We start from the raw sequence: 22,005 nt of genomic DNA on the forward strand, positions 1-22,005 counted from the left end.
TTTATTAATGAAATACTTTGTTATGTCTAAAAATTTAAATTCAATCACTACATTGAAGAAATTATGGCCATTTATTAAACCGTTCAAAAAAGCATTAATTGTTGCCGTATTTGGACTTTTATTAAATGCAGCTACTGATGCAACTTTAATATCTTTGACTAAGCCAATACTTGATCATGGTTTAATGGACAAAAATTACTCGCTTCTAATTACAATTGCTATAGCTATTATAGGTTTAATTCTATTGAGAGGATTATCCAATTATGTATCAACTTATTGTCTTTCCTGGCTATCAGGAAAAGTAGTTACTAAATTTAGACAAATGATTTTTAATCATCTGATTAAGAGTCCAATAAGTTTTCATGATAGGCAATCGGTGGGCGATCTTGTCTCAGTTATTACATTTAACACCCAAATGTTATCTAAAGCCTCATCAGATGCACTAATTATTCTTATTCGTGAAATAACTTATGCTATAGGATTATGTATAGTTATGATATATGGGAGCTGGAAATTAGCTTCGGTTCTTATAATTTTAGTTCCTCTAATTATTTTTGTAGCCCAGTTTATCGCTAAAAAATTTAGGAAAACAATTGCGTCAATGCAACAGGGTATGGGACAAATTACTACAGCAAGTGACGAAATGTTGAAAGGGCATAAAGAAATTTTAATTTTCAATGCTAAAGACTATGAAAAAAGTAATTTTGCTAACATTACAAATCTTGTTCGACTAGGAATGTTAAAAATTGAGCTCGTTTCGAGATTATCAACTCCTATTATCCAGTTAATAGCCACATTGGGGTTAGGTTTTATTCTTTATTTAGTCGCTAGCCAGAATTTAGATATTACGCCAGGTTCTTTTACTGTCGTTTTTTCTGCGATGGTCGCAGTTATGCGGCCATTGCGAGAATTGACAAGTTTGCATGTAGAACTTCAAAAAGGGGCTATTGCATGTGAATCTTTATTTTCTCTTTTGGATTCACCTCTTGAAAGTGATTATGGCACTATAGTAGCTGACAGAGTTAAAGGTGATATTGAGTTCAAAAATGTTAAGTTTACATATCCAACACGCAATATCCCTGCGCTTAATGATATCTCTTTAAATATAAAAGCAGGTCAAACAATTGCATTAGTCGGGCGTTCAGGCGCTGGTAAATCTACAATTGCAAGCTTAATTCCACGATTTTATGATGTATCACAAGGTGAGATTCTTATCGATTCGGTAAATATTAAAGAATATACTTTGAAGTCTTTACGCCACCAAATTGGTTATGTTTCTCAACGAGTACATTTGTTTAATGGAACGATTGCAGAAAATATTAGCTATGGAGAAAAAGATAAGTATACTCGAGAAGATATTATTCAAGCAGCAAAATTAGCAAATGCAATGGAGTTTATCGATAAACTGGAATTAGGTATAGATACAGAAATTGGTGATAATGGTGTTCTTTTATCTGGGGGGCAACGACAACGAATTGCTATTGCTCGAGTTCTTTTACGAAACAATCCTATATTAATTCTTGATGAAGCAACTTCAGCTTTAGATAATGAATCAGAAAAGTTAGTTCAAGATGCGATTGAAACTCTTCAGAAAAATCGTACTTCAATTATAATTGCACATCGTTTATCAACGATTGAAAAAGCTGATAGAATTTTAGTAATTGATGATGGAAAGGTTGTTGAAGATGGAAATCATTTCTCATTAGTGAATTTAAACGGTATTTATGCTCAAATGTATAAAATTCAATTTAATTCTTAAAAAAATAAAAGATAGTAAAGTATATGACCAAAAAAAATAAAGTTGAACAAATAAATCATATCGATAAAGATTCATCTACATGGCGAACATTTATCAAACTATGGCCATTTATTGCAGAGCATAAGTTTATATTATTTCTATCAGTTATCTTACTTATTGCTAGCGCGTTTGCTGATACTTCACTAATTGCAATATTAAGCCCATTACTTGATCGTGGTTTTTCTATGAATGATCAAGAATTTTTACTTATAGCTCCTATTTATATTTTTGGTTTAGTTTTTTTGCGTGGTATTGCTAATTATGGTTATTCCATTTTTTTATCATTAATATCCGGCAAAATTGTGATGAAATTCAGGCAAAAGCTATTTAGCTATTTTGTGGATGCACCGGTTAGTTATTTTGATCAAAACTCAACTGGACGACTATTATCACGTATCACCTATGATACTGATCAAGTGGCGGCCTCGTCATCAGATGCATTAATTACAATTATTAGAGAATCAGCTTTTATATGCGGGCTATTTTATACAATGTTTTATAACAGTTGGCAGTTATCATTGTCTTTGATAATTATAACTCCACTGGTGATAGGGCTTATTACCTTTATATCAGTTAAATTTCGCAAACTTGCGAAAAATATGCAAAACTCAATGGGTAATGTCACAATGTCTGTTGAACAAATGCTAAAAGGTCATCGAGAAATTATTGTGTTTGGTGCACAAGAAGAGGAATCAAAAAACTTCGAAAAAGTGAATAATAAATTTAGAAGAGATGGAATGAGATTAACTTCTATCTCTGCATTATCTACCCCAATTGTTCAATTGGTTATTTCTTTTGCAATTGCTTTTGTTCTTGTAACTGCGAGTGATCCTAATTTAAATATAACTCCAGGTGAGTTTACGGTTGTATTTTCCTCCTTGATTGCACTAATGCAACCAATTAAAAATCTAACAAGTGTAAATGCAGGATTTCAGAAAGGAATGGCTGCTTGTCAAACATTATTTGCTATTTTAGAACAGCCTGTAGAAAATGACAAAGGCTCTATCAATATAGACAGAGTTAAAGGTGAAATCATTTTTAATAATGTATCTTTTGGTTATGAAACTAGACAGGACTTGGCTTTACATAATATCAGTTTTACCATACCTGCTGGCAATACTGTTGCGTTAGTTGGTCGTTCTGGTTCTGGTAAAACAACTATTGCGAGTTTACTAACCCGATTTTATGATATTTCACAGGGGGAAATTTTAATTGATGGTTATAATATACAAGATTTAACATTATATTGTTTGCGTAATCAGATTGGATTGGTTTCCCAACATGTTCATTTGTTTAATGATACAATTGCAAATAATATCGCTTATGGCAGAATTGGAGAATATACCCAAGAAGAAATTGAAGAGGCGGCAAAGAAAGCTTATGCTTATGATTTTATCATGGAATTTCAAGATGGGTTTGAAACTAAAGTCGGAGAAAGTGGCATATTATTATCGGGAGGGCAAAGGCAAAGAATCTCAATAGCTAGAGCACTTTTAAGGAATAGCCCTATATTAATTTTGGATGAAGCAACATCAGCATTAGACACAGAATCAGAACAAGTTATACAAAAAGCGTTAGATGTTTTACAAAACGGAAGGACAGCTATAGTTATTGCGCATAGACTATCAACTATTGAAAATGCTGATATTATTTTAGTAATTGATGATGGTCATATTGTAGAACAAGGAAACCATAATGAGTTGATCAATAAAAATGGTATTTATAAAAATTTGTACGATTTAAAAAATAAATCTGAATTCATAAATTAATATTGCTTCAATGTCGAATAATAAAAGTGTTCATTATCAATACTAGTATATGGATGTTTTTTAGATATGGCATATTTTAACAATATCAAATTTGTACTTATTGAACATTTATTCTTTTTAGAAAATTTGAATGCATAGCAAATATTTTGGATTATCTTTCTTTTATTTTTTCTATGCATTCTAATAGCAATTTTTAATAAACCTAACTCTTTTTTTATATTCTCTCTTTCTCGTAATGAGTAATCATAACTAGAATTTAGTAACAATTCTAAGTAAGTTACATTCATCCGAAAAAAATAGTTGTTTTTAGCGTCTAATGAAATCGGTAGTTTTCTCATAGTATCAAAACAATCAACTAGGACTTTTTTTAGGATACAAGTATTATTGTAATCTACGTATTGATTAGATAACGAACAAAGACGGTTTCTGTGCATATAGGCTAAATTACTCATAAAGTAACATGAAATTTTGGCATTTTTGAGAATGGTTAAAGAAACTTTGTGATCCTCATGTATTCTTCCGGTAAATTTTTCTTTAAATAAAGATCGTTTAAAAATATATTGCCATGTTACACCAGAGTAATTTTCATTTTCTAATAAAAAATTTAGTAAGCTTATACCGCAATCAAAGTATTTTTTGGGGCTTTCAATAAGCGATTGGGTTGTCAGTGATGGTAAATATTTTTCATCTTTGAAAGATGTGTAGTTGAAATAAAAAACGTCTAACGTTGGTGAACTGTTCAGACATGTTGCAAATTCATTAATTAAGTTAATATTCACAATATCATCAGAATCCACAAACATAACATATTCTTTAGAAGCAGCTTCTATACCTTTGTTTCGAGCTACACTAACGCCCAAATTTGGTTGAGATATTATTCTAATTTGCTCATACACTGCTGCGTATTTAAGAAGTATTGCTTCAGTTTGATCTGTTGAACCATCATTTACACAAATTATTTCCTCTGGTAAAAAAGTTTGATTAACTAATGAATCTAAACAATTAGCAATATATAATTCAACATTGTAGCAGGGAATAATAACAGTTAAATTTGCTTTTTTTACAATCATTGCCAAATTATCCCTTTTATTTTTTCTTATAGAATTTATAAAACAAATACATGATATAATAATAAAAAGCTGATGTATACTTACGTTGATGGGTTAAATATTTCGAATAATTTCTAAGTGAGGAACTATTTCCACTTAAAGGCAAATCAACATCTTTCCATGGCGATTGCAGTAAATAATGTGTGAAAAGATCCGATTGGTAAACTTTATACCAAGGTTTATTTTGTGAAATATAATGCAATATTACTGTATAAGGTCTTATATTTTTTTCTTGGTGTGCATCAATCGAAATCTTTATTTTAGTATTAAATTTTATTGGTAATAATAAAGTTTTATTTTCCAATAAAATATTTAAAACATCTTGATCTGCAAATTTGTAAATATTTCCATCATTAATCAATTTTAACGCTTTTTCAGTAATGCCTGCTTCACACCAAGATTTAGTATTAATTAATAATACACCGGCATTAAAGTACTTGGTTGAATCCAAACTATACATTTTACTAATTAATTCTTGCATATCTTTAGTATCACTTATTACACCTGCGATATAATTATCAATATTATAATCAGCAAGTTGCACTAAAGATTGCAAACAAATGGTATCACTATCAAGATAAATTACTCTGTCTGTAACTGAACATAGCAATTCAGGTATAATAAAACGAAGACATGTCGAAGCCGTAGCAATATGAAGTACTAAAGTTTTAGGATTTATAACAAAATTATTGTTTATCCTATAGATAGTTATTGTAATTCTATCCCCTGCTAGCTGTTTAAATTTTTCAATATTTGATTCTGAAACTTGATCTATGAATAAGTGAAAATGTAAATTAACATCTAATGTATTATTTATCACTGAAGTAATAGTTATACCTGCAGGCAAAGCATAATTGTTATCAAAACCTAAAGCAATATGTAAAGTAGAATAATTTGAATTAGAGGCATTTATAATAGTTTCTGTTGAAGCAATAAAGCTTTGTGAATTATACATATCTATAAATTATTAATCATGATTTAGGGGTATTATATACTAAAATAAATATCTAAAAAACATGATTGAAACCAATAAATACCTAGTAAAACAAATTTTTTTCTTTAAAGAAACAATCAAGAAATGAACCAGTAAGCTTATCTTCATAACGGTATGTTAATTTATGTATAGAAGATTTGTTTTTTATTTCATTTAATTTTTCTATGCAAAATTCTTCATTAAAACATAATTGCATCTGATGAGTAGGTTCTTCAATCAAATTAATGGAGGTATTCCATTCATCTGCTAAATATTTGTACTCGTTGATAAAATAGCTGAAAATAAAATATATTAGAAAATAATCAATAATTTCATCTTCATTTTTCCAATACTCAAAAAGTGCATTTCTAACACTACACATCAAATTATTGTTGGGTTGGGAATGCATAAACCAACTGGCAAAAGTCAAATAAGAGTGGCAATCAAACCAAGAACTTTCTTTAGTAATACGAAAGGCAAAAAAGTTAGACTGCAGAATTTTTGGGGAAATTTTTTGAGTTAATAAAACAGTAGCATCAATCCAAGTGCCTCCATATTTAGATAATAAGCAAACTCTAATAATATCTGATAAATGTACAGACGAAATAGTACCTTTTTTATATTTTTCAATTATATAATCAGGTAATTCAATATAATCACTAAAATTTTTTTCTGTTAACCTAATAATTTTTCGGTTATCCGCATACTTTTCTACACTCTCAAAACATAGTTTTACAATGTTTGGCGCGTTTGTTATTCCTTGAAACCAAATTTGCCAAATAGGCAAATGCTCAGCAGGTATATGAGTTGATTCATTATTGGTCTGAACAGTGTGGTCACAGTATTTCTCAATATAATCATAAAATCCTTTTTGTCTACGATAAGGAAGATCAAACACATCATTTTTTAGGTAATTTTTGACTTTCTTTCTAACAGGAGATAGAAAAATAGGGAAAGTTATGATTTTTATTAGTTCTTTTGTAACTTTATATGATAGCATGGTATTAAATATTGCATTTTCATTCTAAAATAGTAGCACAATGTAAAAATTCTTTCTATAAATTATCAATTTATTTTTATTGATAATCTAGATTATTTAAAAATAAAATTTATCATTTATTGCATTAGCTTTGATAAAAACAATGCAATTCCTGCTTAAGCACAAATAATATTTTAGATAAAAAATAGATTTTCATATTAAGATATTTAGTTGCGGTATATTGAGTTCATTTCTATTGCAGTATTGCTTTTTTTAATTCAACAAACCTCTCTACTAAGGGCAATGGCATTCTTTATGTAGGTTATTCAAGATATAAATAATACTAATATAGATGAATTAATATCGTTCGAATAGTAATTGATGATAAATTAATGCAAGAGGGAATCAAGCAATTATATAAATTGATATGTAACTAAGTTACTTTAAATCGTTTATTGTTATATACATACGTTTATAAAGTAAATGAAAAAATATTTAACGGTTTTTCAGGTTGGGACGTTTGAAATATATTATTTAAAATAAATTATTATTACTAATAAAATATCATATTAAAAAATCATTTTACTATTTATTATACAAAAAAAGAGACTAAACACTTTAACGCAGTGTCATTATATTATCTTACAGGTCATAAAACATCGTATTTGACATTCAATAAACATTTATTTCATAGTTATTATGATCTATTACTTCGTATGATTAACGATTGACTGTTAGCATATAAAGCTTTCATAACTAAGTAATTATGTTAAATATTGCTTAAAAAAAACTATACTTCTTCTGTCTGATTTTACTAATAATATTTGATCAAAAGAAAATAGTCTGACTATTTTTTTACTAGTTTTAATTTAATATAAGTTAGAAAATACTTTAGACTTTGGAAAAATTGCTTATTTCTAAAGAGAGATTTTGCATAAATACGGTAATCATTAACCCGCATTTTATATTTATAACTCTTAAGAGGGGTGCTTGCCCATGGGGTAAAGTGTTTATAAAAATTATAAATGTCCTGCGCAAGTCCAGTGTGTTCTTGATACCACATCTTCCTTGCTCCAGTGAAATGAATGATGTATGGTAAAGATTCTTTATTGTAGAAAAATGTCTCTTTTTGATTATCATTCATCCAAGTAAATAAATAATTCCATTTTGGATCTATCCATAAAACTTGATTTTGTAACACTAGATTTAATGCATCTTGATCAGGATAAATCAAATTTCTATTTTCCGAAGATAATAATATTCTATTAGCTTTGTTTTCAGTATCTGTTTTTAACCAATTAGAAACATTAATATATAAGAAACCTGAATTGAAATAGCTTTGGGAAGTAAGACTAAGCCTTTTTTGATTTTTTAACATATTTTCTTTATTCAAAGAATCTGGAGTAACGGCACAAACGACTGAATCTATATTGATATTTAAAATTTTAGAAATATCAGAAAAGCATAAAGTATCAGCATCTAAATAGATGAACTTATCTACAATTCCTTGTAATAACCTAGGTACTGATAGTCGAATATACATTGAACGATTAATATGTGTAATTTTTTTATTTAAGGAATCGGAATATTTTACTAATTCATTTTTAGAAATATTGTAAATAGTTATCTGTTGACTTAAAGATTGTAGTTTTTGTTGTTCTTCCGTTGAAACATCATATAAAAAAACATGAAAATGAATACTATTATATATATTATTAAGTATGACCGATGTGATTGAAACGGCGACATGCTCTAAATAATTTGAATCTGTACAATATGCGATATTAATATTATTCATTTATAATATTTAACCCTTACAAAACATTAATTTAATATTAATGTCATTACTTATAGTATAAGTCAATATAAAATTGATATTTACTTTAAGGTTTAATTTAAGATGTGTTACAATGCGACATTTTCAAATTATCGAATAAAATTGGGTATATGGTGAAGGGAATTAGTATATGATGAAGGAAAATTATTTTATCAGTAAAATTACGACATTATTCAATAATGAAGTAGCATCCTTCAAAACCATACATATAGCTTTTTGTTTTGATGACAATTATGCGATGCCTGCTGGGATTGCTATATCCTCAATTATATTAAATAATTCAGATAAAAACCTAGTTTTTCATTTGTTCGCCAATAAAGTCTCCGATAAAAAAATTTCGAGATTTCATCAATTTAATCAACAGAATGTCACTCTAATATGCTACGAAGTAAGTGATGAATTTTCGGTTAATCCTGATACTCTAGTTTTACATGTGTCTGCCTCTACCTGTTTACGCTTTGTCGTCCCTCAGATATTAAATAAAGTGACTTCTCGAGTTTTATATTTAGATTGTGATGTACTTTGTAAAAATAATCTTAATGAATTAATTAATACTGATTTAAGTGACAAGTACGCAGCAGTAGTACCGGATGTTGATAAGACACAAGAAAAACAATGCTTAGCATGTGATATTCCTTATGGTGAATATTTTAATGCTGGTATGATTTATATTAATACCGATATGTGGGTAAATGACAACCTAACAGAAAAAGCATTTGAAATGATTAATAGTGGAAAAGTATACAAGTTTGCCGATCAAGATGTATTAAATATTTTAATGAAAGGGAAAACGGTATTTTTACCTAAACGTTTTAATGTGTTAACTTCTTTGACTGTTGGTGGAAAAGAAGATAGTCTTATTGATGATGCGGCGGTTATTATTCACTATGTAACAGGTAATAAACCTTGGTATCAACTCTATTTAACACCTCTCTATGAATATTATATTTCATCGTCTCCTTGGGCAAAGGATAAACTATTACTTGCTAATGAGAATGCGCCATCAACAACTAGACGATATGCAAAATTATTGGCTAATCAGCATAGATATTTTTCAGCATTAAAGTATTACTTTTTATACTTAAAACATAAAGTTTTTAAAAGACGATAAGGAAAAATTTGGTAATGGTAGAAGAAGTTAATAAATTTATTAACCAGAAAATTGATCTATTGTCTTGTGAATTTTCAAATAACGAATCTACATTGCATATTCTATTATGTTTTGATGAGAACTACTGTTTATCTGCTGGTGTTGATATTATTTCTGTAATTGAAAATAATTTAGAACAGTCACTTTATTTTCATTTGTTTACGCATAATATATCTAACGAAAGTAGGAAAAAATTAGCAGCAATTCAATCTGCAAATGTAGCAATAACAGAATATGTAATCAATGATAAATTTAAAGTTGATCAAAAAAATACAGAGCAATTTCCATTAGCTGCTTGTATGCGTTTAATAGCACCTATGATCTTAAAAGATGTTACCAATAAGTTACTTTATATCGATAGTGATACTTTATGCCTGAAAAGTTTAGGTTTTATTAATCAAATTGATCTAGATAAAACCATTGTAGCAGCGGTTGCTGATGTTACTTATATGCAAGAGTCTCAATGTGTTAAATATAACGTTTTATATGGTACTTATTTTAATTCAGGCGTGATGTTAATTAATATTCCTCTTTGGTGTCAAAATGACATAACCCAAAAAGCACTAAACTTATTAAATAGTGGGGAAAAATATCAATATCCCGATCAAGATGTTTTAAATATTGTGATTGGTAACAAGAGAATCTTGTTAGATAAAAAATATAATCAACTTTTAGCATTAAGCATAAATGGTAATGAAGATTCTAAGGTTTCTGACGATACAGTTTTGATTCATTATATAACTAAAAATAAACCTTGGCATCAACCTTATCGTTCTTTATTATTTGATGCTTATCTTAAAAAATCCCCATGGAAAAAAGATAAGTTACCTTTATATAACACTAAAAAAACCTCTTCTATAAGAGCATATTCTAAATTAATGTTAAAACAGAAAAAATATTTAGCGTCAATAAAGCACTATTTTATTTATTTAAAAATAAAATTGTTAAAATAGTAACTTAAAAGTTTTTAAACATGATAATTTTTGCTAGAACAATTAACAGTGTAGAGAATATTACTGAATTCTAATTAGCAACTTTTGACATACTGAATAACTTGATTTAGAGTTTGTCTATGGATATTTAAAATATCCAGTTTATTATTGAAAAGATGTTATTTGAATATATCTATTTTGCTTACTAATTGATATAGTATATCAATTATTTAAGTTACGTGTAGTTCAATTCTATTACAATTAGTTCATCTCTTTTTTTAAATATATAGCGTTATCTTTATATTGAATTATTTTTTATCAGGTGCATATTAAGTGATTGATGATTTTGCAGAGAACGGTTTGCTGGCGAAAGCTATTGATGGTTTTGTGGCAAGAGAACCACAACGAAATATGGCACGTAAGATTTCACAATCAATAAAAAATCAAACATCATTAGTTGTTGAGGCGGGAACAGGTACCGGAAAAACATTTGCTTATTTAGTCCCTGCGTTACGTAGTGATAAAAAAGTTATAATTTCAACAGGATCAAAAAACCTTCAAGAACAGTTATTTAGTAAAGACCTGCCTATTATCAAAAAAGCGTTAGACTATACCGGTAAAATTTCGCTATTAAAAGGACGAGCAAATTATCTTTGTTTAGAAAGATTATATCATCAGTATGCAGCAGCCGGTGACCTTGATAAAGGATTACGGGTTGATTTAGCTCGCGTTAAAAATTGGTCAATCAAAACTAAAGATGGTGATATTAGTAAATGTACGACGGTAACAGAAGACAATGCGATATGGCCTATATTAACCAGCACTAATGATAGTTGTTTAGGTAGTGATTGTGAACATTACAACGATTGTTATGTAGTTAAAGCTCGTAAAAGAGCCATGAATGCTGATGTGGTTGTTGTGAATCATCATCTATTTTTAGCCGATGTTGTTGTAAAAGATACCGGTTTTGGGGAACTCATACCTAAAGCGGAGGTAATGATTTTTGATGAGGCGCATCAATTACCTGATCTTGCCTGTCACTATTTTGGGCAACAACTAACCAGTCGACAGCTTTTTGACTTAGCAAAAGAGATTAGTCTTACCTATCGAACTGAAGTTAAAGATATGTCGCAGTTGCAGCAGTGTGCCGATAAATTGCAAAAATGCACGCAAGATCTCCGTCTAGTGATCAATCAACAAGCATCTAAAGGAAATCTACGGTTTTTGTTCAATCAAGAACCAGTCAAAAAAGAGATAGCTTACCTTTTTGATACGTTGAATTTTTGTCATGAGGTTTTATTATTAGCGGTTGGGCGTTCATCAGCCTTAGATAATTGTTTTGATCGTGTTAACCAATATAAAACGTTGCTTGATAGACTAACAGAAACACATGTAACAGGCTTTAGTTATTGGTACGAGACCAGTTATAATCATTTTGTTTTTGCTTTAACGCCATTATCTGTCTCAGATAAATTTACGGAATTACTAACTGAACGCAAAGGAAGCTGGATATTTACATCAGCAACCTTGTCTGTGAATAATCAACTTGACTATTTTACTCAGCGCTTAGGATTAACGAATGCTGATTCGTTAATATTAGAAAGTCCGTTTGATTATTTGCATCAAACGATTATGTGTGTTCCTCGTTATATGCCTTCACCGAATGAACATGGTATTGCAGAAAAATTGGTAGAACTATTGTTACCAGTGATTGAAGCGAATAATGGGCGATGTTTTTTTCTGTGTACGTCGTACGCTATGATGAATGCGTTAGCCAAACAGTTTCGTGAACTAACTGCGTTACCGGTATTAGTTCAAGGTGAAACCAGTAAAGTCAAACTTTTAGAGCAGTTTATTAATAGTGGCAATGCGTTATTGATTGCGACCAGTAGTTTCTGGGAAGGAATCGATGTTAGAGGAGATACACTTTCTTGTGTTATTATAGATAAATTACCTTTTACATCACCAGATGATCCCTTGATTAAAGCTCGCATGGAAGATTGCCAATTACAAGGCGGCGATGCTTTTAATGATGTGCAATTACCCGAAGCGGTTATCACTTTAAAGCAAGGGGTAGGGCGATTGATTCGTCATCATGATGATCGAGGGGCAATCATTATTTGTGATAATCGTTTAGTCACGAGACCTTATGGTGCAATATTTCTTAATAGCTTGCCACCATCACCACGAACACGTGATCTAGATAAGGTTATTGATTTTTTGCTAACTAAACACTAATTTGTAAAAACTGACAATATTGGAAAAAAAATGAGTACAATTTTAGCCATTGATACTTCAACTGAAGCGTGTTCAGTTGCACTATTATATCAAAATGAAATCACACATGATTTTCTTGTTTCTGCTCGGGATCATACCAAGCAGATATTACCAATGGTGGATAACATATTAAAACAGTCCGATTGTCTATTATCACAAGTTGATGCTATCGCTTTTGGACAAGGCCCTGGTAGTTTTACGGGGGTAAGAATAGGTATTGGCGTTGCTCAAGGATTAGCGTTAGGCATTGACAGACCGATGATCGGTGTTTCGACATTGCTGACGTTAGCCCAAGGCGCTTTACGTTTGAATCAAGCCAAAAACGTAATTGCCGCAATCGATGCCAGAATGAACGAAGTTTATTTAGGACAGTATCAATATGTTAATGACCAATGGCAAGCCATGATTGATGAATGCGTCATAGCCCCTGAAAAAGTCGCCGATAAAGTCAAGCGAAAATGTACAGATGATTATTATAGTGCTGGTACCGGTTGGCAAACCTATCAGGATATGTTAACGGGTATAAAAAGAAGTGAGTTATTATTACCTCATGCACAAGACCTGATTGTTATTGCTAATCAAAAATGGCAGGGGCAAGAGTTTATTAATGTTGAAGATGTTGAGCCTACTTATTTGCGTAACGAAGTCACATGGAAAAAGTTGCCTGGACGTTAAAAAAATGCCACTTCAAACAGTGGCATAGAGTTAATAACCATCAAGGAAAGATATTTAGACGACTACTCTTTAAATAATCCTAAGTGTGCTTTAGCATAAGCTTCAAAATCAGTACAACCGCCGATTGGTTTTTCATCAATAAAGATTTGAGGTACTGTTTCCACAGGCTTGCCAACACTTTTGGATAAATCTTCTTTGGTGATACCTTCTTCATTGATATCAACATAACGATAAGAAAAATCATCACGTTCTTGAGAAAGTTTTTCAGCTAATTCTTTTGCACGGACACAATAAGGACAGCCTGAACGTCCAAAAATTACAGTAAACATTGGTCACCTCGGTTTATATGTTATTTAATAATAGTTACTATACTTAACTTTTCTAGAAAAAAAAGCACTAAATCATATTTAATTTTATAGATTAAACCTATTAATTAATCATTATTGCATGTTAATATTAAAGAATATGTTGGATTTTTTATTAATTATCCGCAGTTTATAAAGATAATTATTGTTTTTGTTGTGATATGTGTGTTTTTATTAATAAATTTGTTTCTATATTTGGTGATTAATAATTATGTTTTAGCAATCCCATTGAAGTGTATAATTTAAATCATGTTATATGTTGGCAGTAAATATTTTATTATGTTTTTTATTAAAAATGTGGTTATAATTTAAGTAGTATTAATGATTAAGAGTTGATATGTTAAAAAAACTATTATTTTTATTTTTGTTTAATTCATTTGCTGTTTTTGCTGCTAACCCAGAATGTGCAGTTAAACCAAGTTATGATATTGTAATAAGCAAACAGAATGTACATATTTTTAACAATAAAAATGATTTAGTTATTTTACCTACAGGAAAGATAATTTTTAATCATGAGACTGTTTTACCTTCCTCCCAGTTAAAGAAAAATATACTAAAATTTCAGCGTGATTTACGTCAACAACTCCCACAATTAGAGTTACAAGCATTGAATTTATTAGATGAAGTGAATAAAACATTTGATAAAGCGATTACATTAAAATTAGATAATGATGATGATTTACATGGTCAGCTAAAAAAGTTATATAAACGATTGGTTAAATTGCTACAACAATCAATCATAACCCAAAATGATGAAACACAATTTAATTATAAAAATTTTAATAATTTAAAAAAAGATGGTGAAGATATTGGACAACGTATTTTTTATAATATTGTTGGTAATAGTATTCTTCATTTCAATCTTTTCAAAAATTATGGGGCAATTAAAAAGATATCGAAAGATGAATGGAAAACTCAAAAGCCAAAACTGAAAGCTTTTGATAGTAAAATTTGTACGGTAATTACACATATCGATGAACAATATCAAAAGATATTATCTGAACTTCGTCAATCAATCGATAAGTGAATAGACTTTAATTAAAACTTTTGCGAGAATAATGTAATTAGTGTTCAAAATAACAAGTATAGAAACTCATGACAGCACAAATAATCGATGGTAAAGCGTTAGCACAAAAGATACGAAGTGAAATTGCCAAGAAAGTCAAAATTCGGGTTGAAAATGGGTTATCAATTCCTGGACTTGCCGTTATTCAAGTTGGTTCAGATCCTGCATCTAAAATCTACGTGAAAAACAAGCAAAAGGCGTGTGATGATGTTGGTTTTGCTTCATTTTCTTATGATTTTCCTACATCTACGACTGATGAATTATTAGTATTAATTGATGAGTTAAATCAGCGAACTGATGTGCATGGTATTTTGGTGCAACTTCCTCTCCCTGAAAATATTGATAAAACTAAAGTGCTTGAACGAATCAATCCGCATAAAGATGTCGATGGTTTCCATCCGTACAATATTGGTCATTTGTTACAGCGTGATCCTCTTTTACGTCCATGTACTCCCTATGGTGTGGTTAAAATGCTTGAATCGACCGGAATCAATTTATCTGGATTAAATGCCACGGTTGTTGGTGCTTCAAGTATTGTTGGTCGCCCAATGGCACTAGAACTGCTTTTATTAGGTTGTACAACAACGATCACACACAGCAGAACGGTTGATTTAGCAAAGCATGTTAGTGAAGCTGATATTGTAATAGCAGGAGTAGGGATTGCCAATTATGTGAAAGGTGAATGGATTAAGCCAGGAGCGATAGTTATTGATGTTGGTATCAACCGTTTACCTGATGGTAAGCTTGTTGGTGATGTGGAGTTTGATACTGCGGTTGAAGTTGCAGGTTGGATAACACCTGTGCCAGGAGGCGTTGGACCAATGACTGTTGCTATGTTAATGAGTAACACTTTAGAAGCATGTGAAAAGTTTAGTCAATGAATGAACTGAACGATCACTATTTGATATTTGGATTAGTAGATTTAACTTTAAATAAAAATGAAAATAAGGAACACTTATGATCGTATTTCACACTACATATGGTGATATAAAAATTAATACTTTTGATGACAAAGCTCCAGAAACGGTTAAAAACTTTGTCGAGTATTGTAAAGAAGGATTTTATAATAATACTATTTTTCACCGTGTCATTGATAATTTTATGATTCAAGGTGGTGGTTTTGAACCCGGTATGAAACAAAAAAAGACTAAAGAACCGATTCAAAACGAAGCGGCAAATGGACTAAAAAATAATCGTGGTACATTGGCAATGGCACGAACTTCAGATCCGCATTCAGCCACAGCACAATTTTTTATTAATGTTGTAGATAATGATTATTTAAACTTCCGTTCAGCGGATGTTAATGGTTATGGTTATTGTGTATTTGCTGAAGTTGTTGATGGACTTGATGTCGTTGATAAGATCAAAGCGGTTAAAACGGGGCGTAATGGTATGCATTCAGATGTTCCCGTTGAAGATGTGATTATTTCGAGTGTCACTTTTGAATAATCCTGTTCGTTATTTTATTGCTGATATTCATTTATCAGATATTGAGCCTGTAGCTGATACCTTTGATATTACTGCAGGCTTTTTCTCCTTCCTTGACTCATTACCCGAATATAGTGAACTTTATATTTTAGGTGATTTATTTGATTATTGGGTGGGTGATGATGTTAATTCTAAATTGCATAATCAAGTTGCAAATGCACTAAAATTACTCTCTCAACGTCACATAAAAAAATATTTTGTTCATGGTAATCGTGATTTTTTATTAGGTAAAAGATTTGCTGAAACTTGTGATATGATCTTATTACCAGATATAAATTGCTTACCAAATCAAAACGGAAAAATTCTATTTTTACATGGCGATTTGCTCTGTACAGATGATCTTCAATATCAAAAGTTTCGCAAAGTTATGCATAACCGATGGTTGCAAAAACTTTTCTTAATGATGCCATTATTCATACGTTTGAAAATTGCTGCAAAACTAAGGCAACAAAGTCGTGAACGAAATCAAATTAAATCAGCGTATATTATGGATGTTAATCAGCAAACTGTTGACAGTATGATGAAACATTATCATGCAGATATTATGGTGCATGGTCATACACATAAACCTGCTGTTCATGATTTTTTAGTGGACAATAAACCTGTAAAAAGGCTCGTACTAGGTGCATGGCATGATGGTATTTCGTATATTAAACAAGAAAAAGATAGTGCTCAATTAAATCTTTATAACCACTCTTGTAAATAAGCGCTTTGCAAAATAGAATCGGTTTTTCCATAATCTAATAATTTTCCTTGTTCTAAAATGACCACATCGTGAGCGATACGTTTAACTTCGTTTATGTTATGAGTGACATAAATTATTGGAATGTTAAGTTCATTAACCAATTTTTCGATGTAGCTTAACATCTCTTTTTTACGCGGCATATCCAATGCTGATAAAGGTTCATCCATTAATAATAGTTTAGGATGGGTTAAGAGTGCTCGACCAATAGCGACTCGTTGTTTTTCACCGCCTGACAACATGGCTGGATAGCGTGATAATAAGGGTCGAATATTGAGTACATCGACGATTTCATCAAATCGTGACGTCGTGAATTTTTTGGCACCATAGGTTAAATTTTTTATGACTCGGTAGTGGGGAAAGAGCAAAGGATCTTGAAATACGGTGCCAATATCTCTTTTTTCAGGCAAAACAAAAATTTTTTGTTCTTCATCATATAAGCTTGTGCCATTAAGTTGGATAAAGCCATGGTCAGGTTTAATTAAACCATTAATTAAATTAATCAGTGTCGATTTACCTGCACCCGATACCCCTAATATGGCTGTCACACCTTGACAAGGAACCTGAAGTTTAAATTCAAATAAAAAACGGGAAAGTTGTTTTTTTACATCAAGATTTAACATAATTTATTAGCCTGCTATCTTCTTTTTATGCCAGCGGTTTAACATTTCAGATAAGAATAACGCCACTAACGATAAGATAATGGATATAATGCAAAGTCGAAAAGCGGCGAATTCACCATTTGGTATTTGCAATAAAGTATACATGGCTAAAGGCAAAGTGCGGGTTTCACCCTGTATATTTGAAACAAAGGTAATCGTTGCACCAAATTCACCTAAACAGCGAGCAAAACCAAGAATTATGCCCATTAAAATACCGGGAAAGGCTAATGGCAATGTTATGGTTATAAACACTCGTAACGGTTTTGCACCTAACGTGCGAGCGACTTGTTCAAGGCGGTAATCAATCGATTCTATCGCCAAGCGAATTGAACGTACCATTAAGGGAAAAGCAACAACGGCTGAAGCTAACGCGGCACCTTGCCAATTAAAACTAAAACTAATATCTAAATAACGATAAAGCCATTTACCGATTATTCCCTGTTTGCCCATGGTCAACAGTAACAAATATCCCAACACTACAGGTGGCAAAACTAAAGGAAGATGAACAAAACTATCCAAACAAGATTTTCCCCAAAATTGGCATCGAGCCAAAATCCATGCGGTGAAAATACCGATGGGTAAACTGCAAGCAATGGCTACGCCTGCAATTTTTAAACTTAGCAACAAGGTTTGCCATTCAAAGTCTGTTAGTAGCATAGTGATAATGTATTATTGCGTGATAAATCCATATTTTTCAAAAATTATTTTAGCATTGGATGATTGTAAATATTGATAGAAATCTTGTGCTTCAGGTTTCAATAAAGCGATAGGGTACTCAATCGAGGTAAATGTATTGGCAGGAAACGTCCCTACTATTTTCACTTTATTACTTACTTTAGCATCTGTGCTGTAGACAATCCCAAGTACGGCTTCGTTTCGTTCAACTAACATTAAAGCATCACGAACATTACTTGCCGGTGCAAACTGAGGGGCTAATTGATCATATACCCCTAAATTTGTTAATGACTCTTTAGCATAAAGTCCTGCTGGCACATGATCAGGATCACCAATAGCCAGTTTTTCATTTTTAGGCAAAATAGCATTCCAATTCGTTGTAGAATTAATCTCAACTTTATCAATCGAGGACTGTTTTGGTGCAATAAGTACCAAAGCATTTTTGAGTAAGTTATCTTTATGATTTACAAGATGATGATCAATCAAATAAGTCATCCATTTTTGATCGGCAGACATAAAAATATCAGCCGGTGCACCTTGTTCAATCTGTTTGGCTAACACGGATGATGAGGCAAATGAAAACACAATTTCAACATTTTTATGATCGGTTTGATATTCATTTGCAATATCTTGCATAACGTTCGTCAGTGAAGCCGCAGCAAAAACAGTTATCTTCTCAATGGCTGAAACAGAAACGCTAAATAGGGTGGTTGCTGTCAACAGTGTTACGGCTAACAATGTTTTTATGTATTTGTTCATCCTCTTCCTCGCTCGATATAGGTTGTTTTAATATGACCTATCATATTGGTTTAACTAAACTTGTCATAACAGATAGCTAATCGTTATATAAAATGTTATATAGCGATGCTATCAAAATTCGTTAATAAAGTACAATTAAACTTTTTGATATTTAGGATTGATTCGACAATCGAAAGCGTGTTTAACGGTATAGGGAAATTGCTAAGTCATTTTATTGCTAATCAATCAATTAGTAAGATCGATTCATTTTTTGGTGGATGGCTAAAAAGCGTTTACAATAATAGAAATCTTTTGGTGAATGGTCGCTTTGAAATAAGCGTAATAATGGCTGGAATCATGTTTTCTCCTGAAATTTTACTGACATTAAATCTGAATCAACACCGGTTTGTCGATCCTCGTCGAATAGCCTTACTTAAAGCGATTGAGCAAACAGGCTCATTAAGTCAGGCTGCAAAACAAGTCGGCATGAGTTACAAAACTGCATGGGATGCTATTAATGAAATGAATGCGTTAGCCCCGACTCCTTTTTTTATTACCTCAATCGGTGGTAAGAAGGGTGGTGGAACAAAGCTTAGTCCTTATGCAGTAAGATTTATTCAGCTTTATGAGTTGCTAACGCAATTACAGCAAAATGCTTTTAATATATTGAGTGATGATAAAGTTCCACTCGATGATATTTTAAAAACGACAGCAAAGTTATCTTTGCAGACCAGTGCACGTAATCAATTATATGGAAGTGTTAAGCAATTAGAGATTAATGAGGTCGCTGGGTATGTCACCGTTCTATTAAGCGATAATCAAACTGAATTGAAAGTTAACATGACTCAATCAAGCGTGCAACGATTAAAATTGAGTCTAAATAAAACTGTAATATTACTCATTAAAGCCCCTTCAATTGAATTTAATCATCTCAATGAAAACTGTTTATCAGCAAAGGTTGTACAAATTAAAAGTGATGAATATTGGAGTGAAATTCAATTATTATTGCCTTCAGGGCTTGCCATTTATGCAACCAAACTAACCCAAGAAATAGAAAAATTGGCAATAGCCCAAGACAAGCAAATTATGCTGTCTATTGATCCACAGCAGATTATTGTCGCCACCTTAATATAATATTGTATAAATGGAGGTATCCATGTTACGAATCGAAAATGCGATTTATAAGATTAGTGATTATCGTGTATTTAATATTGACTCTTTGACGCTAAACTCAGGCAGTAGTTTAGCGTGTATTGGTCGTAACGGCAGCGGTAAATCTGTTTTTGTGAAAGCTATTGCTGGAGAGTTACCCCTATTAGCTGGTATAATTGTTAACCAATTTAAATCCATTGCCCATATTTCGTTTGAGCAACTGCAAAAATTGATTGATGACGAATGGAAGCGAAACAATACTGATATGTTAAGTGAAGGTGAGCACGATACTGGATTAACGACTTCGCAAATTATTCAACAAGCCCATGCCAATGAATCTTTGTGTCAGCAATTAGCGCAACAATTTGGTATTCGCGAACTTTTAAGCCGACGATTTAAATATCTGTCAACCGGTGAAACCCGCAAAGCATTTATTTGTCGAACGTTAATGGTAAAACCTGATTTACTGATTTTAGATGAACCCTTTGACGGATTAGATGTGCAATCACGTGAAAACTTATCTCAAATCCTTGAGGGGTTGGTTAAACAAGGAATCACTATCATATTGGTTTTAAATCGATTTAATGATATTCCCCGATTTATTGAAAATATTGGGCTATTAGCCGATTGTCAACTCTTGAAAATGGGTGAAAAAGATACAATATTAAAGGATGAAACAATCCAGCAGCTGGTTAATTTGGAAAATCTACCTGAAATATCATTACCTGAAGCAGATGAATCACCTATTGAACTTGCCGATCACTTAGATCGTATCATTTTAAATAACGGATATGTTTATTATGACGATAAAGCGGTGATTAATGGATTAACTTGGCAGGTTAAAGCGAATCAAAATTGGCAAATTATCGGGCCTAATGGTGCTGGAAAATCGACATTATTAAGTTTAATCACAGGCGATCATCCTCAAGGTTACAGTAATGATTTGACACTCTTTGGGCGTAAACGTGGCTCTGGTGAAACCATTTGGGATATAAAACGTCATATAGGCTATGTTAGTAGTAGCTTCCATTTAGACTATCGAGTGAGTACCAGCGTTAAAAATGTTCTTTTGTCCGGTTATTTTGATTCTGTTGGGGTTTATCGAACAGCGAGTGATAAACAAAATAAGTTAGCGGATAAATGGCTACAACTACTTGGTTTACATTCTCAGGCTAATAACCCGTTTCAATCGCTTTCTTGGGGGCAACAGCGCTTAGTTTTGATTGCCAGAGCGTTGGTTAAACATCCTACATTATTAATATTGGATGAACCCTTACAAGGATTAGATTATTTGAATCGAGAATTAGTCAAACGTTGGATTGATTGTTTAATTGTTGATGGGCGTACACAATTGTTATTTGTGTCTCATCATGCTGAAGATGCACCTAAATGCATCACTCATCGATTAACTTTTGTGCCTACAACTGATGTTAACTATCAATATAAGGTTGAAGAGATTCATTAGGTTGTTAGTTTTTTACTATTAAAAATAGTTTAAAAATAGAAAAAAACAATTAAATAAAGGCGATTTAATCCCTAAATTTTTTGTTGAAATTTGAAAAAATTTTAAAAAGACTATACTTATGGAGTTATCCCCCAACCCTGTGGATAACTCTGT

General features: G+C 31.5%; 20 protein-coding genes. 12 read left to right on the forward strand and 8 right to left on the reverse strand.

The genetic code is table 11. The annotated features are described in order from the left end of the window. Positions 1 to 22 precede the first annotated feature (22 nt). Together msbA (GYM75_RS03305) and msbA (GYM75_RS03310) are read left to right on the forward strand one after the other, a co-directional pair. On the forward strand, positions 23 to 1,759 hold the full coding sequence (msbA, locus tag GYM75_RS03305) for a lipid A export permease/ATP-binding protein MsbA (RefSeq protein ID WP_220216747.1): 1,737 nt from the start codon (positions 23 to 25) through the stop codon (positions 1,757 to 1,759). Positions 1,760 to 1,782: 23 nt separating this feature from the next. Then, positions 1,783 to 3,567 carry a lipid A export permease/ATP-binding protein MsbA gene (msbA, locus tag GYM75_RS03310; RefSeq protein ID WP_220216748.1) on the forward strand — a complete coding sequence of 595 codons (1,785 nt, stop codon included), beginning with the start codon at positions 1,783 to 1,785 and terminating at the stop codon, positions 3,565 to 3,567. Here msbA (GYM75_RS03310) and GYM75_RS03315 read toward each other — a convergent pair. The 4 genes from GYM75_RS03315 to GYM75_RS03330 form a co-directional block, all read right to left on the reverse strand. Beyond that, positions 3,564 to 4,637 carry a glycosyltransferase family 2 protein gene (locus GYM75_RS03315; RefSeq protein ID WP_220216749.1) on the reverse strand — a complete coding sequence of 358 codons (1,074 nt, stop codon included), beginning with the start codon at positions 4,635 to 4,637 and terminating at the stop codon, positions 3,564 to 3,566. The two genes, msbA (GYM75_RS03310) and GYM75_RS03315, sit on opposite strands and share 4 nt — an antisense overlap. A 16-nt stretch (positions 4,638 to 4,653) precedes the next feature. Further along, on the reverse strand, positions 4,654 to 5,631 hold the full coding sequence (locus GYM75_RS03320) for a glycosyltransferase family 8 protein (protein WP_220216750.1): 978 nt from the start codon (positions 5,629 to 5,631) through the stop codon (positions 4,654 to 4,656). An 82-nt stretch (positions 5,632 to 5,713) separates the two neighbouring features. Continuing rightward, the gene (locus GYM75_RS03325; RefSeq protein WP_220216751.1) at positions 5,714 to 6,649 is read right to left on the reverse strand and encodes a capsular polysaccharide synthesis protein; all 936 of its coding nucleotides are present in this window, start codon (positions 6,647 to 6,649) and stop codon (positions 5,714 to 5,716) included. An 826-nt stretch (positions 6,650 to 7,475) separates the two neighbouring features. Beyond that, positions 7,476 to 8,426, reverse strand: a complete 951-nt coding sequence (locus GYM75_RS03330; protein ID WP_220216752.1) for a glycosyltransferase family 8 protein — start codon at positions 8,424 to 8,426, stop codon at positions 7,476 to 7,478. 169 nt (positions 8,427 to 8,595) lie between these two features. Between GYM75_RS03330 and GYM75_RS03335 the strand changes: the two genes are divergently transcribed. From GYM75_RS03335 to tsaB, 4 genes are all read left to right on the forward strand, one after another. Continuing rightward, positions 8,596 to 9,576 (forward strand): glycosyltransferase family 8 protein, encoded by a 981-nt coding sequence (locus tag GYM75_RS03335; protein WP_220216753.1) that lies wholly within the window; start codon positions 8,596 to 8,598, stop codon positions 9,574 to 9,576. A 14-nt stretch (positions 9,577 to 9,590) separates the two neighbouring features. Then, positions 9,591 to 10,568 (forward strand): glycosyltransferase family 8 protein, encoded by a 978-nt coding sequence (locus GYM75_RS03340; RefSeq protein ID WP_220216754.1) that lies wholly within the window; start codon positions 9,591 to 9,593, stop codon positions 10,566 to 10,568. A gap of 312 nt (positions 10,569 to 10,880) precedes the next feature. Beyond that, positions 10,881 to 12,785: an ATP-dependent DNA helicase gene (locus GYM75_RS03345; protein ID WP_220216755.1), complete on the forward strand. Its 1,905-nt coding sequence runs from the start codon at positions 10,881 to 10,883 to the stop codon at positions 12,783 to 12,785. Between the two features lie 30 nt (positions 12,786 to 12,815). Next, entirely contained in the window at positions 12,816 to 13,499 is a 684-nt protein-coding gene (gene tsaB, locus GYM75_RS03350; protein WP_220216756.1) for a tRNA (adenosine(37)-N6)-threonylcarbamoyltransferase complex dimerization subunit type 1 TsaB, read from the forward strand. A 62-nt stretch (positions 13,500 to 13,561) separates the two neighbouring features. On the opposite strand, the gene GYM75_RS03355 is transcribed toward tsaB, so the two are convergent. After that, positions 13,562 to 13,828, reverse strand: coding sequence for a GrxA family glutaredoxin (locus GYM75_RS03355; RefSeq protein WP_220216757.1), 267 nt, complete (start codon positions 13,826 to 13,828; stop codon positions 13,562 to 13,564). Positions 13,829 to 14,201: 373 nt separating this feature from the next. Here GYM75_RS03355 and GYM75_RS03360 point away from each other — a divergent pair, with 373 nt between their 5' ends. The 4 genes from GYM75_RS03360 (at position 14,202) to GYM75_RS03375 (ending at position 17,124) form a co-directional block, all read left to right on the forward strand. After that, entirely contained in the window at positions 14,202 to 14,891 is a 690-nt protein-coding gene (locus tag GYM75_RS03360) for a hypothetical protein (protein ID WP_220216758.1), read from the forward strand. Between the two features lie 68 nt (positions 14,892 to 14,959). Beyond that, a complete protein-coding gene (folD, locus tag GYM75_RS03365; RefSeq protein WP_220216759.1) occupies positions 14,960 to 15,811 on the forward strand; it encodes a bifunctional methylenetetrahydrofolate dehydrogenase/methenyltetrahydrofolate cyclohydrolase FolD in 852 nt (283 codons plus the stop codon). Between the two features lie 76 nt (positions 15,812 to 15,887). Further along, positions 15,888 to 16,379 carry a peptidylprolyl isomerase B gene (gene ppiB, locus GYM75_RS03370; protein WP_220216760.1) on the forward strand — a complete coding sequence of 164 codons (492 nt, stop codon included), beginning with the start codon at positions 15,888 to 15,890 and terminating at the stop codon, positions 16,377 to 16,379. After that, on the forward strand, positions 16,363 to 17,124 hold the full coding sequence (locus tag GYM75_RS03375; protein WP_220216761.1) for a UDP-2,3-diacylglucosamine diphosphatase: 762 nt from the start codon (positions 16,363 to 16,365) through the stop codon (positions 17,122 to 17,124). The genes ppiB and GYM75_RS03375 overlap by 17 nt, the downstream gene beginning before the upstream one ends. On the opposite strand, the gene modC is transcribed toward GYM75_RS03375, so the two are convergent. From modC to modA, 3 genes are read right to left on the reverse strand one after another with little or no spacing between them, the layout of a single operon-like run. Continuing rightward, a complete protein-coding gene (gene modC / locus GYM75_RS03380; protein WP_220216762.1) occupies positions 17,103 to 17,783 on the reverse strand; it encodes a molybdenum ABC transporter ATP-binding protein in 681 nt (226 codons plus the stop codon). The genes GYM75_RS03375 and modC overlap by 22 nt on opposite strands. 6 nt (positions 17,784 to 17,789) lie before the next feature. Continuing rightward, positions 17,790 to 18,479 (reverse strand): molybdate ABC transporter permease subunit, encoded by a 690-nt coding sequence (gene modB / locus GYM75_RS03385; protein WP_220216763.1) that lies wholly within the window; start codon positions 18,477 to 18,479, stop codon positions 17,790 to 17,792. A 12-nt stretch (positions 18,480 to 18,491) separates the two neighbouring features. Further along, complete coding sequence (modA, locus tag GYM75_RS03390; RefSeq protein WP_220216764.1) at positions 18,492 to 19,256, reverse strand: molybdate ABC transporter substrate-binding protein; 765 nt, start codon at positions 19,254 to 19,256, stop codon at positions 18,492 to 18,494. Between the two features lie 105 nt (positions 19,257 to 19,361). On the opposite strand from modA, the gene GYM75_RS03395 reads away from it, so the two are divergent. Both GYM75_RS03395 and modF read left to right on the forward strand, forming a co-directional pair. Next, positions 19,362 to 20,369 carry a TOBE domain-containing protein gene (locus GYM75_RS03395; RefSeq protein ID WP_220216765.1) on the forward strand — a complete coding sequence of 336 codons (1,008 nt, stop codon included), beginning with the start codon at positions 19,362 to 19,364 and terminating at the stop codon, positions 20,367 to 20,369. Positions 20,370 to 20,379: 10 nt separating this feature from the next. Then, positions 20,380 to 21,852: a molybdate ABC transporter ATP-binding protein ModF gene (gene modF / locus GYM75_RS03400; protein ID WP_370632139.1), complete on the forward strand. Its 1,473-nt coding sequence runs from the start codon at positions 20,380 to 20,382 to the stop codon at positions 21,850 to 21,852. Positions 21,853 to 22,005 lie beyond the last annotated feature (153 nt).

Origin of the sequence: Gilliamella sp. ESL0441 (genome assembly GCF_019469185.1) — a bacterium.
Taxonomy (GTDB): domain Bacteria; phylum Pseudomonadota; class Gammaproteobacteria; order Enterobacterales; family Orbaceae; genus Gilliamella.

What these genes read in the sequence shown, in the direction of transcription:
- tsaB (WP_220216756.1), top strand. Translation starts at nt 12,816, where the DNA reads ATGAGTACAATTTTAGCCATTGATACTTCAACTGAAGCGTGTTCAGTT.
- GYM75_RS03340 (WP_220216754.1), top strand. Translation starts at nt 9,591, where the DNA reads ATGGTAGAAGAAGTTAATAAATTTATTAACCAGAAAATTGATCTATTG.
- ppiB (WP_220216760.1), top strand. Translation starts at nt 15,888, where the DNA reads ATGATCGTATTTCACACTACATATGGTGATATAAAAATTAATACTTTT.
- GYM75_RS03355 (WP_220216757.1), bottom strand. Translation starts at nt 13,828, where the DNA reads ATGTTTACTGTAATTTTTGGACGTTCAGGCTGTCCTTATTGTGTCCGT.
- GYM75_RS03395 (WP_220216765.1), top strand. Translation starts at nt 19,362, where the DNA reads ATGCTATCAAAATTCGTTAATAAAGTACAATTAAACTTTTTGATATTT.
- GYM75_RS03315 (WP_220216749.1), bottom strand. Translation starts at nt 4,637, where the DNA reads ATGATTGTAAAAAAAGCAAATTTAACTGTTATTATTCCCTGCTACAAT.
- msbA (WP_220216748.1), top strand. Translation starts at nt 1,783, where the DNA reads ATGACCAAAAAAAATAAAGTTGAACAAATAAATCATATCGATAAAGAT.
- modF (WP_370632139.1), top strand. Translation starts at nt 20,380, where the DNA reads ATGGAGGTATCCATGTTACGAATCGAAAATGCGATTTATAAGATTAGT.
- GYM75_RS03335 (WP_220216753.1), top strand. Translation starts at nt 8,596, where the DNA reads ATGATGAAGGAAAATTATTTTATCAGTAAAATTACGACATTATTCAAT.
- modA (WP_220216764.1), bottom strand. Translation starts at nt 19,256, where the DNA reads ATGAACAAATACATAAAAACATTGTTAGCCGTAACACTGTTGACAGCA.
- modB (WP_220216763.1), bottom strand. Translation starts at nt 18,479, where the DNA reads ATGCTACTAACAGACTTTGAATGGCAAACCTTGTTGCTAAGTTTAAAA.
- folD (WP_220216759.1), top strand. Translation starts at nt 14,960, where the DNA reads ATGACAGCACAAATAATCGATGGTAAAGCGTTAGCACAAAAGATACGA.
- modC (WP_220216762.1), bottom strand. Translation starts at nt 17,783, where the DNA reads ATGTTAAATCTTGATGTAAAAAAACAACTTTCCCGTTTTTTATTTGAA.
- GYM75_RS03325 (WP_220216751.1), bottom strand. Translation starts at nt 6,649, where the DNA reads ATGCTATCATATAAAGTTACAAAAGAACTAATAAAAATCATAACTTTC.
- GYM75_RS03330 (WP_220216752.1), bottom strand. Translation starts at nt 8,426, where the DNA reads ATGAATAATATTAATATCGCATATTGTACAGATTCAAATTATTTAGAG.
- GYM75_RS03360 (WP_220216758.1), top strand. Translation starts at nt 14,202, where the DNA reads ATGTTAAAAAAACTATTATTTTTATTTTTGTTTAATTCATTTGCTGTT.
- msbA (WP_220216747.1), top strand. Translation starts at nt 23, where the DNA reads ATGTCTAAAAATTTAAATTCAATCACTACATTGAAGAAATTATGGCCA.
- GYM75_RS03320 (WP_220216750.1), bottom strand. Translation starts at nt 5,631, where the DNA reads ATGTATAATTCACAAAGCTTTATTGCTTCAACAGAAACTATTATAAAT.